We start from the raw sequence: 16,365 nt of genomic DNA, 5'->3' as shown, positions 1-16,365 counted from the left end.
ACGCCCTGTTTCTTCATTACTGCAGGGCTTTGGTTCGTTTTATGAGTATGACTCGCTTTCTGATCAAGGAATAGTGTAAGATTTAGACATTGTTCAAGCCGATTGATCTATTGAACCGCATCGAAGATAAAGTTATGTAGATGCTTGGATAAGACAGACAAGAAGTAAAGGTGGTCCCCATGAGCACAAGGATTCTAGTTGTAGACGATGAAAAAGAAATTGCTGATTTAGTTGAATTATATTTGAAAGCGGAAAACTACGAGGTTTATAAATTTTACAGTGGGAAGGAAGCTCTGGACTGCATCCAGCACAATAAGCTGAATCTGGCCATCCTCGATGTTATGCTTCCAGATATGAGCGGCTTTGATATTTGCCAACAAATTAGAGAGAAGCACCACTTTCCGATCATTATGCTTACGGCTAAAGAAGAAGAAATCGACAAAATAACCGGGCTTACACTCGGTGCTGATGATTATGTAACCAAGCCGTTTCGACCACTCGAGCTCGTTGCCCGGGTCAAAGCCCAGCTTCGGCGATTTACGAAGTACAATTTGGAGAGCCCGCATACGGAAGATGATAAAATTATTGCCTTCTCCGGGCTTTTGCTGAATAAGAACACCCATGAATGTTACTTGAACGAGAAGCTTATCTCACTTACGCCGACTGAATTCTCTATCCTTTGGATGTTATGCTCTAACCGAGGTCAGGTGCTGAGCTCCGAACAGATCTTCCAGGAAGTGTGGGGAGAAAAATATTACACAAACAACAACACCGTAATGGTTCATATCAGGCATCTTCGTGAAAAAATGAATGATCACATGGACAAGCCCAAATATATTAAAACGGTCTGGGGAGTAGGTTATAAGGTTGAAGGATGACTTTCGAAAGCTCAAAAACAAAATAATCGCTCAAATTCTTCTTACTGCGGTCATAACGGCCATTATTGGGCTGGCAGCCAAGAACATCCTGATTGACGGTGTGCTGGAGGCTCCTTTTGCCGACTCGTTCATCCGATTTGCAGAGGTCGTTCTAAACATTGAATACAAAACGGCAGCCCAGCTGTACTACCTTATTTTTCAGCGGAATAAGGATTTGATACTTGGGATCTTTTTTATCCTGCTGCTGTTCCTGATCTTCTATTGGACACTGAGCAGAGCAACCCATTATTTTAACGAAATCAATCGGAGCATGGATAAGCTGGTCGAGGAATCGGACGAGCCCATAACCCTATCTTCAGAGCTTGAAGTGGTTGAGCGAAAGATGAATCTGGTAAAAGACACGCTTAAGAAAAGAATGAAGGATGCACAAGAGGCGGAGCAGCGAAAGAATGACCTGGTTGTCTATTTGGCACATGATATTAAAACACCGCTTACGTCCATTATTGGATATCTCAGTCTGCTGGATGAAGCTAAGGATATGCCGATTGAGCAGAAGGCCAAGTACATGAATATTACACTCGAAAAGGCATACCGCCTGGAACAGCTCATCAATGAATTCTTTGATATTACACGCTTTAACCTGCAGAAGATTATACTCGAGCAGACGAATATTAACCTCTCTATGATGCTCATGCAAATCGCTGATGAGTTCCATCCGATGCTCACAGAGCATGAGCTTACCGTATCCGTCCAGATTGATGAGCATCTGACTCTGTATGGTGACCCGGACAAGCTTGCGCGAGTGTTCAACAACATTATGAAGAATGCGATCCATTACAGTTATTCAGGTACGAATGTGGATATAACAGCGGTGAAGCAGCATAATACGATGATCATTACATTCGCCAATGTGGGTGAGACCATTCCTCCGCATAAGCTGAGCACGATATTTGAGAAATTCTACAGGCTGGATACTGCCAGGTCCTCTGCCACCGGCGGAGCCGGACTTGGACTTGCGATCGCCAAGGAGATTGTGAATGCGCATGGCGGAACCATTACTGCGAGCAGTGACAGCTCACATACCAAATTTATTGTACAGCTTCCGGGACAATCTTAAGAAACTCTTAAGAACTTGACCAGAAAAAATTAAAAAACAACTTCCGCTTACATGATTGAATGGAAGGAGTGCTCCTGAGTCTACATTCATTAAGACTCAGGAGCACTCGAGAAGCACTGCCATGTAAAGGAGTTGTTTTTTTAAGCATGTCGAACACCAAGAAAAAGAAAAAACGATTCTCGATCAAAGGAATGATCCTGCTGCTTATTACCATCCTGCTCCTCGCGGATCTTGAAGATGTGTTACAACAATTAGATCGTGCCTCGGATCGATGGTTCCAGCATACAAGAAAGACTTCGGATCCGATCGTGCCATATGAGCTGTACAGCTCGAACGCCAAGCTGGTACGTCTTGCCGACGACGAAGCCTTGTTTGCCGTTAATTCCGAAGAGAAAATATACCCCGCTTCACTTACGAAGATTATGACGGCCATCCTGGCCATAGAAAGCCTGTCCAATCTAGAACAGACCGTTCGACTTGATGCCGAGCTGTTTCCTCCTCTTGTGTCTGAAGGTGCGTCTATGGCCGGTTTTCTGCCCCATGAAGACGTAAAGGCCATTGATTTGCTCTATGGCACCTTGCTGCCATCGGGAGCCGAAGCTTCTGTAGCTCTTGCGCAGTTTGTGTCTTCCACGGAGGAACAGTTTGTCGTTCAAATGAACAAAAAAGCAGCCGAGCTCGGAATGCGAAACACGCATTTTACAAATCCGACAGGGCTGCATGATGAGGAACACTATTCTACGATCGATGACCTGACCATTCTGTTGAAATATGCTCTTCACAATGAACAATTCAAGGAGATATTTACGACCACCCGTTACAGCACAAGCGCAAGCTCGCTTCATCCCGAAGGTATAACGATATACAGTACCCTTGCAGATCAGTCAGACAGTATGGAGTTGGCAAATGGAGAAATTAAGGGTGGAAAAACAGGATATACCGAGCGGGCAGGCTTATGTCTGGCGACTTATGCTGACATTGATGGAGAGGAGTATATCCTAATTACAGCGGGAGCCGACGGCAATGCCAATTCCGAACCCTTTCATCTTCTGGATGCAATTCAGATTTATAATCTGATATGAATTTATATCCTCTGCCATACAATCGTTATTTCAGCAGCGAACGGCTGACGATATCATTCACAACACGCTCAAACTCGCTGTAACTCCGTTCCCAGGTAAAAGCATAAGAATCCTGTTCGCCTCGCACCGCAAGTCGGTGACGAAGTGCCGGATCCTCAATGAGCCGAATGATATCCTGCGCAAGCCGGTTCTCGTAACGGTAGGACATCAAGCAATTTCGTTCATGAACCGCATATTCGGTATTGCCGCCTGAATACGAAGTGACAAGCGCTGCACCACATCGCATGGCTTCAAGTCCAGGCAAAGATCCACTGTCATATGAACCAGAGCTTACATAAATGTCTGTCTGGTTGTAGTGGTATCGAAGCTCTTCGTCATTCACCGGCGTGTAAAGCCGGTATTTACCGGATGCTTGCAGCTGCTGTATATCCTTCGAATCTGCATACTCGCCAGGCGGTGTAACCAGGTTAATGACCACATCTGGATAGACGGCCTTCACGATATCCAGCTGGCTAAGCAAATATTTCTGTTCCCGATGCCAAGAGAAATCTCCCTCTTCCTTCCGGTAAATGGAAGTAATATTAAGTGGCATATTCAAATGCTCGCGGATGTTCATATTATGAAAAAAGCTGCTAACACCCACAGGGATAATACGACCCTTGACCCCATGGTTTAAATATATGATATCCTGCTGCCAACGAGACAAGACCAGCAGATTCGGTGTCAGGTTGTAAGAAGGAAAGGAATACTGATTATCTTGGAGAAAGGTCGGCTCATAACATAGAGATAAGCGGATATGCAGGCCTTTCCCCTCCTCACTTGCTTGCTGAGCAGGATATGCCGTTGTATAGAAATTGGATAGGATCACATCACCGGCTGGAATATGATGGGCCAGCAACGTACCTACTCCCGTTTGAATCAGCTTAGCCTTCAGCTCATATTCAACAACGCCTTGTCTTGGCATCACTATAATGACCTCATGGCCGATGGTTGCCAGCCGATTAGCCAGCTCCGTGAGCATACGCTGAGCTCCCCCGCGGCATAACGTGTACACAGGAAAAATAAAACGCACAGCTTCACCTCCTATAGATCATATTAAGGACCGTAATGTCGTCCTGTGCAGAGCTTGGATGATCTGCTTCTCATTCTGAATGGCCTGATGGTGCTTGAAGGTCCCCATATCGTCGTGTACACGGTAGCGGACTAGAGGCTTGTTAATGATATCGAGGTCATAATGGGGAAGGATTCTCTCAAACACTTTCATATCCAGCATGACCGTGCACCCATTGATTGGACAGCCGATCAGGAGGGTCTCAATCATTTCTGCTCTCGTGCCAAGTTCGGGATATACTTCACCGATCTCTTCACTGAGATGGTTAATATAGCTATAAGCTGAATGGCTGAAGGACAGGTTTCGCCTCCGCATGAAGTCGAGCTGTTGTTCGACCTTCTGAGGTACAAAGGTATCATCACTGCTCAACCAGGCAAAATAATCTCCTGTCGCGTGAACGATACCCGTGTTCAGAGCGGTTGCTGTCCCTCCATTGACCTTGGGTATATAACGAATCCGGTCCATGTATGGAGTAACGAGCTCCTTATGCTCTGTAGAGCCATCATCGACCACAATCACCTCATGATTAGGATAGGTCTGGTTCAAGGCACTCTCAATCGCTTCATGAACATAACTGCAGTTATAAACGGGAATTACAATAGATACTTTAGGATGTTTTGCCTTCATAACGAATCACCTCGCTGTTTGAATCAAGTCACATGGATCACAAGGAAGCGCCAAATCCCATCCTAAGCTCTAGGAGTCGAGTGTTTTCCAGGCAAGAATCGCATCCATTGCTTTATGCTCAGTGTCGAAAGAAGTCTCAAACGAAGGATTACCCTGACCATGAAATCCCCTAAGGACAATTACATGATACCCAAGCGAGAGCAGCTCTTGCTCATCCCAGCCGCTGTGATGCTTCTGATACCTTTCACCCTTCAATTTATAATGATCCACACCTGACTGTGGAAAATATCCTCTTGGCGTAAAGATGATAATGCGGTGCTTTGCAATCTGTTCCGCTAGCTGGAGCAGTTTGATTCCATCCTTTTTAGTAAAGTGTTCAAGAGAATCAATCATCGTAATGGTGGAGAACGAATTGTTAACGAACAACCTGCCTATATTCCTTGCATCCGAGTTGATCGGGATAATATGCGGTGACAGGTTTGCTCGATGCTCAAGATAAGGCCGGTGGATTTCAAGCGCAACTATAAGTCTGCTTTCATAATATTCAAGCAAATGCCCTGGACCGCTTCCAATATCAAGCACACTATCTGAAAACCTCAGCAGTTCACATAATAAGGGGACAAAGTCAGCATGCTCTAATTCCTGATACATATTGTAGGAGATCACTCCTTTCTGGCAGGACCGAAAGAAGGCAGTTGCCGTGGGTTAGCTCTGCGCTCTTATACGATCCTGGTACTTGGCTTTAATTATGCTTATTTCTTGTGATATCGCATCACCATGACGCAAGGTGCCCATTCCCTGATGTCTGCGATATGCAGTAAGCGGCTCTGTAATATAGGGCATGGAGTATCCTGCAAGCAATACGCGGTTCCACAAGTCATAATCGTGGGTATACCGTAACGACTCATCAAACAAGCCGACGGACTGAAAAATAGATTTGTGAAACATTACCGTACAACCATTTACCGGATTGCCCACCAGAAAGATCCGAAGCATTTCCTCTCGGGTCATGGATGACGTGCCGGCCCGATATTGAATCACACTCCCTTGCTCGTCAATAAAATTAAAATTGGTATGAGATATAGAAGCGCCCGTCTTCTGCATGATGCGAACTTGCCTAGCAACCTTTTCTGGATAGATGATGTCATCCGAGCTTAACCAGACGATATATTCGCCAGATGCATACCGGATACCATGATTCAGCGCTGTCGCTGTTCCTCCGTTTTGTTTGCCAAGATAATAAATATATGGCATATAAGGATGAATTAAATCGGCGTGTACCGTTGAGCCGTCATCGACGACGATCACTTCAGTAGAAGGATAGGTCTGTTCAAGCGCGCTCTGAATGGCATGAGGAATATATGGACAATTAAAGAAAGGGATTACAATGGTAACCAATGGCTGATCCTTCATTTAGCTCCTCCTCTCTCTATGGCGGGCATCATTAAGGATATCCTGAATAGACCTCTCAAACGGTATTTGAGGCGCCCATCCCAAACCGGATGGTGAAGAGTGATAAGGGTGAGACTCGCTTGTCGTTCCTCCAGGCCCAGACGTTGGTGAGCCCCATACGACAGGTACCTCTCTGGTGGCAAGGGACAGCATGAGCTCAGCCACTTCACCGAGTGTTCGCTCCTTGCCAGACACCACGGGATAAACGACACCCGGCAATCCTTTTTGCAGCAATAAGACATAAGCTGATACTGCATCTCTTACATCGAGAAAATCACGTCGATCCTCCGGAGAAGCTAGCCGGAATGGATCAGGATTGTTCCCGCCTTCCGCAGAAGCAACATGCCGTGCGAGTAATGCACAGATGCCTGTGGAAGGGCCAGGACCTATTAAATTTCCGGGCTCCGCATATATAATTTGCTGTCGATATAAATGAGTCCATGCCAATGTAACGATCTCTTCGACATATTTACTGAGACTATACGGATGAGGAGGTGCAGGTGGACTGCCAGCCTCCGGTGTATATTTCAGACGGGAACCGATGATAACGATTCGGCAGTGAGGGATCTCCCGGAGAGCATCCAGCAAATATAGCGGGGACATCACATTGGTCTGGATTGTTGTCAGTGGGTCTGACCATGAGGATGGTACAGAATTCTGTCCTGCCAAGTGAAGCACAAAGTCAGGTTTCGTGCTCTGTATCAGCTGATGAACAGAGCGCCGATCTTCAAGATCACACCTATAGATATTCGTGTGATCAGGAAGGACAATACTTGAAGCTGTGCGAAGGACTGCCGTCACTTTAGCACCGAGACGTGTTAACAGGTCTACCGCATGCCTGCCCGTAAATCCTGATGCGCCTGTTACCAGCACAACTTTATCCTTTAATGTATTTTCGTCCATTCCGCCAGCTCCTTCAGCATGTCGGAATACGATGGCATCGACCACTGCGCGTCTTGCCGTGTCACCGCCAAAGTCCGATCCTGAACCATTTTTCCGCTCGGCACAATGACCGTATCCGATGCCTGCCATATTTCCTTAAACAGCAGAAGCAGCTCATACTTCGAAACCGGCTCTTTGTGCGCGAGATGGATCAGACCGGAAGTGTCAGATTGCATATAGTAATCCACTGCCTTAGCCAGCTCGAGTGTAGTCACTCCATTCCATCTTACATGGGTATAGCCTTGCACGACCCCTTTCTGATTCAAGAACCAATGCATGAGCCCGATGCCGTGTTTTCGTATTTCAGGACCAATAATAGAGGTGCGGATGGTAAGATGACTCGGAGAACGAACTTCTCCGAGTGCTTTGGTAATCGCATAGACTGAATCGCCGTCAGTAACTGCATCCTCTGTATACTGCCCTGTGCCATCTCCCTTGAATACACAATCCGTGCTGATGTGGATCAACCGTGCATGAATTTGATCCGCAAGGGCTGCAAGCCGATGCGGCAAAAATCCATTCACATGGTAAGCCTGAATAATATCTCGATCCGCATGATGGTTAAGAATACCTACCGCATTAATAATAATATCCGGGCGAACAGCCTTGACCAGCAAATCCACGCTGTGAATATCATTCACATCAAGGATCAGACTATTTGGGTCCTTCTTGTCACGTGACGTATAGAAGACAGCATGCTGACCTTGCTTCTTGAAATACTCAACCAGCATATGGCCTGCCATTCCATGTCCGCCTACGATGAGTAATTTCATGCTAGAAACCCCCCGCGCTGCAGGATTTCACGGATTTCCTCTTTCGTCATAAGATTAAACTCGGAGCTGAAGCTGGAGAAGGTAACCGGCTCGGAGTCCTTATATCTCTCTTTGAGAACAGGCAGCTTTAATGTCGGTAAAATGACGAGATATTGATCATCATAGACAACCGTATTTCTGCTCTCGAATTCTATTCTCACCCGGACGAGTTCCCCGTTCGACAATCTGCACATCTCGAACCCCCGCATCTTCAATGAGCACCTCCGCCAGATCTACAATTTTGCAGGTCGGCATGGTCATGACAAAGATTTCTCCGCCAACACTTTCAATAGAAGCCTTGAACAGGAGCGAAATGGCATCCCTTAGGGTAAGGAAGAAGCGTGTCATACGCATGTCAGTGATGGACACCATCCCTTTATTGCGTATTTGATCCTTGAACAGATGCACAACACTTCCGTTCGTACCGAGCACATTGCCGCCCCGAACGGTAACAAAGGCTGTGCTGCTATGAAGCAAATTGGCATAAACGATTAATTTTTCACCGATTGCCTTCGTCATGCCGTAGAAATTGGATGGATTAGCCGCTTTATCTGTGGAGATGTATATCACTTTTTTAACTTGATTCTCAACAGCCGCTTCAATAACATGCTGCGTGCCAATAACGTTTGTTTTTAATGCTTCATAAGGTTGATCCTCACACACAGGCACATGCTTCAGTGCAGCCAAATGGTATACATAGTCGATTCCGCGGCAAGCCGCGATCAGCGCATCCTTATCCCGAATATCGCCGATACAAAATTTGAGACGCTCATCTTCGAATTCACGGCTCATGGCCACCTGGCTTGATTCTCCCCGTGAGTACACAATGACCTCTCTCGGATTCATGGTTAAGAGCTGGCGTATCAGTTCGTGTCCCCATGATCCTGTGCCGCCTGTCACAAGGATTCGTTGATTTTCAAACATGCAGTTTCCCTCCAAGTAGAAATTTGACGACTTTATCCGATACATCCTGAACCAGGTAACCCTTCGGGCATTCCCAGTCGGACTTCAGCTCCACCATCAGTGTCACGGATTCTGCAATCCGATCCGCGTCTATTCCAGATACAACATTGCTTCCACAATCTACCGTTTCCGGTCTTTCGGTTGTCTTCCGCATCGTAACGGTCGGAATTCCCATGATGCAGCATTCCTCCTGCACTGTGCCGCTGTCCGTCAATGCGCATCTGGCGTTCATTTCAAGCATCAAAAAGTCAAAGAATCCAAAGGGCTCATAAAATTCAACAAGTGGATGCATATCCAGCTTAAGATGCTCTTTAATTCTGGCTCTGGTTCGGGGATGAATACTGCAAATAATCCGCTGGCCGTGTACTGCCGCAACCTTGTTTAGTCCCTCCATAATTTGCTCAAGGTTATATGGTACGTCTACATTTTCCGCCCGATGAGCCGTGACAAGAAAGTATTGTCCTGACTTGAGTCCCAGCTTAGTCATAATTTCGCTGGCCATCGTTTGTGCTTCATACAGCTTCATCACTTCGTAGATGGGGTTGCCGGTCAGTACGATTCGCTGACTTGGAATACCTTCGCGTATAAGATGATTCTTGCTCTGCTCTGTATATGGCATATTAATGGTCGATATGGCATCAATGACCCGCCGATTCTTCTCTTCGGGTACGTCCAGATCGAAGCAGCGATTTCCGGCTTCCATATGCACCACCGGAATTCCCATACGCTCGGCAAGAATGGCGGATAATGCACTGTTTGTATCACCCAGAAGCAGAATTTTGTCCGGCTTCTCTTTCACAAGAATGGACTCCAGCTGCTCGAACATTGCAGAGAGCTGGCGTCCTAGAGAGGCTGCCTTATCCTGCAGTACATAATCAGGAGTACGTAAGCCCAGTTCTTTGAAGAATTGACCGCTTAGACTTTCCGTGAAATTCTGTCCGGTGTGCACAAGTATATGTCTGCTGGCATAACGATCCAGCTTGGGAATGATTAGACTTAGACGAATAATTTCCGGTCTTGTTCCGAGCACTGTCAGTATCTTCATGTACTTCCCTCCTTATCGAGCTTTTCGAGCTCGCTTTCTCTGCTTTCGTACCACAATCTTGGTTCTAGGGCGTTTCTTTCTAGTGATGGCTGTACTGCGTTTTTTGGCCTTTGCACGCTTTTTTGATTTCAAGAGGGGAGATGGCGACCGTTTAGTTTTTTTTCTTCGTTTTCTTTTTATTGGAGAAGGGGGATTGGCGGCTTGGTAAGCCTGCAGGGATATGATGTTCCTTGCTGAATGCAGATCAGAGAACCAATCAGGGAACAGCGTGATCCACTGCTGCACCATGCTCGCGGTTCGCTTCTTGTATGCTGCAGGTCCATAAATTTGCTCAGCCTTGGAGTGATTGTGTTGCCCCGTCCGCGCAGACTCCTTCCGATTTGTGATGAATGGGATGATCTTGGCAGCAAGCTCCTCTGTATTGCCCGGAGCGACAAGCAAATGTCCATTATCTACAGATTCCATCATTTCTGCGAGCCCTCCCTGTCGAAAGGCAATAACAGGCTTGGCGAAGTACATGCTCTCAAGGGCCGTCATTCCAAACCCCTCTTTTACCAGGCTGGGAATCACCGCAAGATCCATGGCACTGTATGCGCAGCTCACATCTTCAATGAAATCAGTGAATAGAAATTGATGAACATATCCTGACTGCTGAATTAGAGATATGCACTCCTCATAATAGACCGTATCCACTGCGGTACCGATCATCCAGAACCGGGTGTGCGGGAATCGTTCGCATAACAAGAGCGCGGATTGTATAAAAGGCTTGAGTCCTTTTGCTTCATATATAAATGAGGAAATATATCCGATACAATAATGTCCGGGGGTCAGACCAAGTGTCTTCCGCTGAGTCTCACGCAGACCTTCCCAGGCATCTGGTGCGGCAAGAGTTTCATTCCAGGTTGGGGGCAATACCGTTAGCTTAGATGGGATCGAGCTGTGTATGAGCGGTTCCGTTACTGCATGTGAGATGGCAATCACCCAATCACTATGCTCATCAATAAATTGAATAGCTTCAGCCGTATAAGGATTCGTTTGAATGATTTCGGTGAGCTTCCAGATGACAGGGATGTCAAGTATGCGAGCAGCCATAACTGGAATCACATTTACACAGGTATTGGAGACGATCATGTGGGGATTTTCATCACGAAGCAATCCCACAACTTCGTGTGAAGAAGGATGTTGCATCAATCCGGCAGCGTCCTCTCTCAGCTGCTCATACGGAATATACATATAGTGGAGAAGCTCATAAGGCTGAATGATGACCCGGATTGAAGCTTCGCTTGCCATTCGTGCGATAATGCCTTCACAAGGCACAACCAATACACAATCAAAATAGGACTCCATTTGTCTGCAGAAGCTGAGAAGCAGCTTCTCAGCTCCAGTAATACTCTCTGTACTGCTGATATGACTGAACAACATCAATTTAGGTTTAAGTGTCATAGAGTGTGCAACCCTTTAGTTTCCACTGGACTACAGATATCAAAGGGTGCCTTCACCTCCTTTTTCCGGGTACACTATAACCACAATATATTCTGTTATTAAATATGACCGGCACGACAAATGAACCGTATCATTTGTACAATTTCCAGATCGCAATGAAAGCTTACCCGAATATAATCTGCAGTAGACTGTTTAAACGATGACTGTAGGTATGTTCATTCCAGGTGCGTTCAAAACCCCGAAGCGCAATTTCTCTTCTCTTGTCTTCGTTTGCCATATAATATTCAATCTTCTCTATCATTTCGGTCGGTGATTCATATGTTTCGATCTCTACACCCGGGGTGTAGAACCGAATCAAGTCGGAGCGGGTATCTGTAAGCTGCAAGGTGGCACACGCGGATATTTCAAATGTGCGGGGATTTGGGGATAGAGGAGGGATCTTGATGCTGTTGTTGTTCATCGAATCATCCTCGTGAGAACGGTGCAGGTTCAGGACGATTTTTGTTCCGTTGTACACATCTCTTGTCTCATCAGGACTCATCCAACGATTAAGTTCAATTTGGTGGCGGTACAGTTCGTAATCGGGAAGGCGGTCCCACCATATTCCGTTAAACACGGTATTATGAGACATGATCTGCGGAAGCACGGGATTGAAATACTGCACTCGATTCCAGTAGCCAGAGCCGATGAAGCTGACATCCCTGCGGGCAGCAGTCGGTGTCATGTTAGGATAATAGTGATGAATGAAGGCACCAAATGGCAGATAATGCACCTCTGCACACCCATGATTGCGGTACAATTCAACACAATTCAGCTCGAGTGTAAAAATATAATCATAGTGAGGAGCTATATTAAGGGTCATATCGGTATAATAAGGATCATCTGTCAGCCATACGGCAGTTCGAACCCCTAAGCTTCGAATCTGATCAACCACCTCTACAGGAAGGAACATTCCATCGAGCGCAAGCACAAGATCCGGCATAAACATACGTACCGTTTCAAGAGCAGACTCATCGGGATTCACAATGTGTACAGCCGAGCAGAGCGTTTGCAAAGTTTCAATAATCGCTTGATCAATCGGTGAGTAGGGAAAACCCTTACCTGAGGATATATATACGACTTGAATTGGGCGAACCGGCAGGGGCTCTTGAGCCCGGCTCATCATAAAATTGGCACGCCCTCTTAAATAACCGTCATCGAACCCTCTCTGAAATTGCTGTCTGTTCACAAGAGATCCGGAATTGTAGCCATACCTTCTTGTTGAAGAAGCTTTTTTCTTTGATTTCTGTCTCACAGCCACGCCTATCGTCCTCCTTCGACTTATATGATGCGGCATGAAAATGCAGCCAGCTTGATATGCCCTAAATTTTAAACATGATTTAACAGTATCTCGATCCGGTGCTTCATGGTGTGACGCACATTCGTCGTCATGAGCCCTCGCCAAGCAATAGATAGACGCTCTTGTTCGTGTGTAAGATAGTATTCCATCTTCTCTTGAAGGTCTTGTGTCGTATGAAAGGTTTCAATGTCATATCCCGGTCGATAATACAACGTCAGATCATCTCGTACATCGGTTAATTGGAGCGTACCGCAGGCACTGATCTCATAGGTGCGAGGATTGATAGAGCCACCCCTAATTTGATGGGTATTTCGATTATCCAATCCTATCTCACAAGGTCTGTGCATATTTATAACGATCTTGGCTCCATTATAATAATTTACAGATTCAATAGGCGGAATCCAGCCTGAGCGAATAAATGGACGGAGCAGCTCCAGATTGCTGAGCCGATCCCATTCCCCTCCTGCAATCATCACACGTTTGTTCTTCAAGTAAGGAGCAAGCGCATCGAACAAAGCGATCCGGTTCCAGAATCCACTGCCGATAAATACGATATCGTATCGATATTCAGGTGCAATCTGCCGCGGCCTGAATAGCGAAGTGTTCACTCCCAGCGGAACATAATGCACGTGCTCGGCTCCCAGATTTTTGTAGAAAGATACTGTATTCAGCTCATGAGTAAAAACCAGATCATAATGCTGAGAGATTAATGCTGTTTCTTCTGTAAAATAGGGATCATCGACAAACCATATTGCCGTTCGGATTCCGTGTGATCGAATCTCTTGTATTTGTGCAAGATGATCTTCAGGAAAGATATGAAGTCCATTCAACACGAGCACCAGATCTGGGATATGCTCCATGGCGGTCTTGGCCATTGCTGATCGATCTGCCACCACGCATTCACGAACAGAAGAGTTCAGTGCATCGATCATCCCTTCATCAATCGCATCAAATCCCTGAGGAACATACATGACCTTCAGATCTCGAATCGCGGGAGAAAATGGCTCCGTTCTGCCAAGTACCGCTTCGCATCCGCCATATCGTACACCCTGCTCATATCCAGCCTGATATCCCTGCAGCCTTCGCTTGGTCCTATTCACCTCTCGTTCTCACCCTCGCCCAAATGGTATAGTGTAACCACTTCTAAACTATATGCCAGGGTGTCAAATGCATCATGGACCGTTGTCCTCACCGGTATAAATTTGGCCTTTGTCCCGAGTACAAATATCATGAGTTCTCACTCTTAACCAATTTTCCGGTAATAAAAGGGCTTGTACCCTGTGTAATAAAAGAAAAAACTGTTTTACAAGTGACCGAAGTGACGTCTGCTTGAAAACAGTTAATGACATTCAAAAAATGAAGAAATTATTGTGCCTCATAGGCCAGTTTATGTCCATCTTCGAATCCTTGTGCGAACCCGGCGTTGAACCCTTCGCTGTATGCGTCTTTGTACTCCGGTGCGGCGAAAGTTTCTCGCGGGGACTGGACACGTTTTTTGCGGAGCTGACGCTTCTTCCCCCTTGGAGACACCCGTTTCTTTCCCCTTTTCTTGGAGCTCATCTTTGATATCTTTTTCTTGTTTACCCCGAGAGCCTTTTTCTTCTTTCTGACGGATGTAGCGCGGGCACCAGCCTTTTTGCCGGAACCCGTTACCCTCTTTTTTTTTCTCTTCATATTTTATTCCTCCTGTAGACTTAATCATGATCCTCAGCAGGATACCAAGGCGGAGCAGGACTCCCCTTCTTGATTGGCTCCAGTGAAATCCCATGGATGCTCTGTGCCATCTCCTGCTGACATTTGGCGATAAGGTCAATATGCTTCATGAGCTGCGATGCAGGAACGGCTGCCAGTTCATAGCCATCTGCGATCGTCTCCAGCATACGAGAAAGTGCAGTCTGACTTCTCGCAATCGACTCCAGCAGGGCGAGCTTCGCCTCCCTCTCTCTCGTTAACAGGCTCATCACTTACCCACATCAAGATCCATATCAAACGAACCGCCGTCCTGCTCTCCCTGGCTGCTTAATAAAGCCTTTAGATTGCTGTTCAATCCGGCTTCCATCCGATTAACGCCTTCAAGAAGCTCGATCAGATGCTCCTGCAGCTTAAGAGACATATTCAACTGATCTTCATGGCTGTCGAACACAGCTCCGCTTAAATGATTAATAGACCAATTTCTTATTTTTTCCGCTTCCAGTGCCTTAGCCTCCAGAATTAGGGATATATTATGCTGCAACTTAACGGCAGCGTCCATAATTTGAAGCATGGATTCCTCTCTGCTCATCCACTCTCACCCGCCTTTTTTCCCTAAAAAATGCTTCTATTCTTCATCCGATGCGGCCATTTCCCTAACGATATGCGTAATGGAATCCGCAATCATCTCTTCCAAATCAGCCAGATTGCCCAAATAGGATACAATTCCGGTATTTAATTGCCCTGCCCCATCGATTAGTCCCTACATATCTGTGAAATGCGGCAACATGTCCGGCATTACACTGATCATCTCTGCCATGCGCACATTCACATGCCGCTCCGCTTCAAGAACCCTTGCTACTTGATGATGAGTATGAGCTAAATGAGCGAGCACTTCATCGAGTTTTTGCTGCACTGGACCCAACCTCCCTCTTCAAAATGTAACTCAAGAAAAAATTCCGGCCTTATCAGCATTTGCCTTCCATAGCATATGCATGGCTTGAGAACTCAGTGCTTGTTAGACACGCTTGCCGCTTCGGATATTTTAGAAGAAGAGTTATGACAATATACAAGGAGAATGAACAGCGAGATTAACTAAAAAAAGCACTGGATGCTGTCATCCAATGCTTCTTAATTTCTTATTTCGTAATCATGCGGGGTACGCAATATTACTCTCGATTTTGCTGAGATTTTCGAATTCTTCGAAGGATCCATTTTGCCAGCTGGTACAAGACGAAGACAATTCCGATCAGAATAAGGGTACGTGTCAGCGATTTTTCTACGATATTGAATACCAGCTTCCACTGCTCACCAAAGATAAAGCCGATGAAGAAAAACGTGGTCACCCATAGGGCCGTTCCACCGTATGCATAGGTAGCTACAGTCCGATACGGAAGTCGAATAATGCCTATGAAATACCCAATGAATTGTCTGACACCCGGAACAAAAAAAACAAAAAGCAAAAGCTTGTCCCCATACCTGTCGTACCTTTTTCTTGTTTTTTCAAGAAACTCCGGATGAATGAACAGCCACCTTCCAAAACGATCCACAAGTGGAGACCCAAACCTGTACCCGATCGCGTAGGTAATCGTTACACCGAGACAAGCTCCTGTCAGTGCAAGCAGATAAGCGGGAAGCCACTCCAGTAGTCCCAAATAAACAAGGTATCCCGTATATGTAAGCGTGCTGTTTCCAGGGGGAATCGGCAACGCGATGAAGTCTAGAGGCAGGCCAATTAACAGTACATAATAGCCATATTGATCAAATAATCGTTCAACGACGTCAATTAAATTCATGTAATCTCCTTGATCAGGTCCTAATGTTATTTTTGATAGACAAACAAGAGCAGAGCCGCAACGTTCTCC

At 46.0% G+C, this 16,365-nt stretch carries 18 protein-coding genes and 1 pseudogene; 3 read left to right on the top strand and 16 right to left on the bottom strand.

The genetic code is table 11. The features are described 5' to 3' along the window. The first annotated feature begins 179 nt into the window (after positions 1–179). The 3 genes from vanR (at position 180) to ACFQ3J_RS22525 (ending at position 3,077) form a co-directional block, all read left to right on the top strand. Positions 180–878 carry a VanR-ABDEGLN family response regulator transcription factor gene (gene vanR / locus ACFQ3J_RS22535; protein ID WP_091161049.1) on the top strand — a complete coding sequence of 233 codons (699 nt, stop codon included), beginning with the start codon at positions 180–182 and terminating at the stop codon, positions 876–878. Then, on the top strand, positions 868–1,995 hold the full coding sequence (gene vanS, locus ACFQ3J_RS22530) for a vancomycin resistance histidine kinase VanS (protein ID WP_091161051.1): 1,128 nt from the start codon (positions 868–870) through the stop codon (positions 1,993–1,995). Before vanR ends, vanS begins: the two co-directional genes overlap by 11 nt. Positions 1,996–2,141: 146 nt before the next feature. Next, entirely contained in the window at positions 2,142–3,077 is a 936-nt protein-coding gene (locus ACFQ3J_RS22525; protein WP_091161053.1) for a D-alanyl-D-alanine carboxypeptidase family protein, read from the top strand. A 25-nt stretch (positions 3,078–3,102) separates the two neighbouring features. On the opposite strand, the gene ACFQ3J_RS22520 is transcribed toward ACFQ3J_RS22525, so the two are convergent. The 16 genes and pseudogenes from ACFQ3J_RS22520 to ACFQ3J_RS22445 form a co-directional block, all read right to left on the bottom strand. After that, complete coding sequence (locus ACFQ3J_RS22520) at positions 3,103–4,149, bottom strand: glycosyltransferase family 4 protein (RefSeq protein WP_091161055.1); 1,047 nt, start codon at positions 4,147–4,149, stop codon at positions 3,103–3,105. 18 nt (positions 4,150–4,167) lie between these two features. Next, positions 4,168–4,815 carry a glycosyltransferase family 2 protein gene (locus ACFQ3J_RS22515; RefSeq protein WP_091161057.1) on the bottom strand — a complete coding sequence of 216 codons (648 nt, stop codon included), beginning with the start codon at positions 4,813–4,815 and terminating at the stop codon, positions 4,168–4,170. A gap of 69 nt (positions 4,816–4,884) precedes the next feature. Next, positions 4,885–5,466, bottom strand: a complete 582-nt coding sequence (locus ACFQ3J_RS22510) for a class I SAM-dependent methyltransferase (RefSeq protein ID WP_091161059.1) — start codon at positions 5,464–5,466, stop codon at positions 4,885–4,887. Positions 5,467–5,520: 54 nt separating this feature from the next. Further along, positions 5,521–6,228: a glycosyltransferase gene (locus ACFQ3J_RS22505; RefSeq protein WP_091161061.1), complete on the bottom strand. Its 708-nt coding sequence runs from the start codon at positions 6,226–6,228 to the stop codon at positions 5,521–5,523. After that, entirely contained in the window at positions 6,229–7,170 is a 942-nt protein-coding gene (locus tag ACFQ3J_RS22500) for an NAD-dependent epimerase/dehydratase family protein (RefSeq protein WP_091161063.1), read from the bottom strand. It lies immediately after the preceding gene. Then, positions 7,152–7,982, bottom strand: a complete 831-nt coding sequence (locus ACFQ3J_RS22495; RefSeq protein ID WP_091161065.1) for an SDR family oxidoreductase — start codon at positions 7,980–7,982, stop codon at positions 7,152–7,154. The genes ACFQ3J_RS22500 and ACFQ3J_RS22495 overlap by 19 nt, the downstream gene beginning before the upstream one ends. Beyond that, positions 7,979–8,945 (bottom strand): annotated as a pseudogene (locus ACFQ3J_RS22490) (polysaccharide biosynthesis protein). Before ACFQ3J_RS22490 ends, ACFQ3J_RS22495 begins: the two are co-directional and overlap by 4 nt. Beyond that, positions 8,938–10,029, bottom strand: coding sequence for a non-hydrolyzing UDP-N-acetylglucosamine 2-epimerase (wecB, locus tag ACFQ3J_RS22485; RefSeq protein WP_091161068.1), 1,092 nt, complete (start codon positions 10,027–10,029; stop codon positions 8,938–8,940). Before wecB ends, ACFQ3J_RS22490 begins: the two are co-directional and overlap by 8 nt. A 12-nt stretch (positions 10,030–10,041) precedes the next feature. After that, positions 10,042–11,472: a glycosyltransferase family 4 protein gene (locus tag ACFQ3J_RS22480; protein ID WP_091161069.1), complete on the bottom strand. Its 1,431-nt coding sequence runs from the start codon at positions 11,470–11,472 to the stop codon at positions 10,042–10,044. 163 nt (positions 11,473–11,635) lie between these two features. Beyond that, complete coding sequence (locus ACFQ3J_RS22475) at positions 11,636–12,772, bottom strand: CgeB family protein (RefSeq protein ID WP_244533628.1); 1,137 nt, start codon at positions 12,770–12,772, stop codon at positions 11,636–11,638. Between the two features lie 68 nt (positions 12,773–12,840). Further along, positions 12,841–13,911: a CgeB family protein gene (locus tag ACFQ3J_RS22470; protein WP_091161073.1), complete on the bottom strand. Its 1,071-nt coding sequence runs from the start codon at positions 13,909–13,911 to the stop codon at positions 12,841–12,843. Positions 13,912–14,176: 265 nt separating this feature from the next. Next, entirely contained in the window at positions 14,177–14,485 is a 309-nt protein-coding gene (locus ACFQ3J_RS22465) for a hypothetical protein (protein WP_091161075.1), read from the bottom strand. A gap of 20 nt (positions 14,486–14,505) precedes the next feature. Next, a complete protein-coding gene (locus tag ACFQ3J_RS22460; RefSeq protein ID WP_091161076.1) occupies positions 14,506–14,772 on the bottom strand; it encodes a hypothetical protein in 267 nt (88 codons plus the stop codon). Further along, positions 14,772–15,092 carry a restriction endonuclease subunit S gene (locus ACFQ3J_RS22455; RefSeq protein WP_091161078.1) on the bottom strand — a complete coding sequence of 107 codons (321 nt, stop codon included), beginning with the start codon at positions 15,090–15,092 and terminating at the stop codon, positions 14,772–14,774. The genes ACFQ3J_RS22460 and ACFQ3J_RS22455 overlap by 1 nt, the downstream gene beginning before the upstream one ends. Positions 15,093–15,263: 171 nt before the next feature. Further along, positions 15,264–15,416, bottom strand: coding sequence for a hypothetical protein (locus ACFQ3J_RS22450; protein WP_379294050.1), 153 nt, complete (start codon positions 15,414–15,416; stop codon positions 15,264–15,266). A 253-nt stretch (positions 15,417–15,669) separates the two neighbouring features. Continuing rightward, the gene (locus ACFQ3J_RS22445) at positions 15,670–16,296 is read right to left on the bottom strand and encodes a DedA family protein (RefSeq protein WP_091161081.1); all 627 of its coding nucleotides are present in this window, start codon (positions 16,294–16,296) and stop codon (positions 15,670–15,672) included. Positions 16,297–16,365: the final 69 nt, after the last annotated feature.

It is taken from the genome of Paenibacillus provencensis (assembly GCF_042678545.1).
GTDB lineage: Bacteria > Bacillota > Bacilli > Paenibacillales > Paenibacillaceae > Paenibacillus > Paenibacillus provencensis.
This window is presented reverse-complemented; position numbering and strand designations above follow the sequence as displayed.

Excerpts from the sequence above, each read along its gene's own strand:
- vanR (WP_091161049.1), top strand. The coding sequence starts at position 180 with ATGAGCACAAGGATTCTAGTTGTAGACGATGAAAAAGAAATTGCTGAT.
- ACFQ3J_RS22525 (WP_091161053.1), top strand. The coding sequence starts at position 2,142 with ATGTCGAACACCAAGAAAAAGAAAAAACGATTCTCGATCAAAGGAATG.
- ACFQ3J_RS22515 (WP_091161057.1), bottom strand. The coding sequence starts at position 4,815 with ATGAAGGCAAAACATCCTAAAGTATCTATTGTAATTCCCGTTTATAAC.
- ACFQ3J_RS22510 (WP_091161059.1), bottom strand. The coding sequence starts at position 5,466 with ATGTATCAGGAATTAGAGCATGCTGACTTTGTCCCCTTATTATGTGAA.
- ACFQ3J_RS22505 (WP_091161061.1), bottom strand. The coding sequence starts at position 6,228 with ATGAAGGATCAGCCATTGGTTACCATTGTAATCCCTTTCTTTAATTGT.
- ACFQ3J_RS22500 (WP_091161063.1), bottom strand. The coding sequence starts at position 7,170 with ATGGACGAAAATACATTAAAGGATAAAGTTGTGCTGGTAACAGGCGCA.
- ACFQ3J_RS22495 (WP_091161065.1), bottom strand. The coding sequence starts at position 7,982 with ATGAAATTACTCATCGTAGGCGGACATGGAATGGCAGGCCATATGCTG.
- wecB (WP_091161068.1), bottom strand. The coding sequence starts at position 10,029 with ATGAAGATACTGACAGTGCTCGGAACAAGACCGGAAATTATTCGTCTA.
- ACFQ3J_RS22480 (WP_091161069.1), bottom strand. The coding sequence starts at position 11,472 with ATGACACTTAAACCTAAATTGATGTTGTTCAGTCATATCAGCAGTACA.
- ACFQ3J_RS22465 (WP_091161075.1), bottom strand. The coding sequence starts at position 14,485 with ATGAAGAGAAAAAAAAAGAGGGTAACGGGTTCCGGCAAAAAGGCTGGT.
- ACFQ3J_RS22460 (WP_091161076.1), bottom strand. The coding sequence starts at position 14,772 with ATGAGCCTGTTAACGAGAGAGAGGGAGGCGAAGCTCGCCCTGCTGGAG.
- ACFQ3J_RS22455 (WP_091161078.1), bottom strand. The coding sequence starts at position 15,092 with ATGAGCAGAGAGGAATCCATGCTTCAAATTATGGACGCTGCCGTTAAG.
- ACFQ3J_RS22445 (WP_091161081.1), bottom strand. The coding sequence starts at position 16,296 with ATGAATTTAATTGACGTCGTTGAACGATTATTTGATCAATATGGCTAT.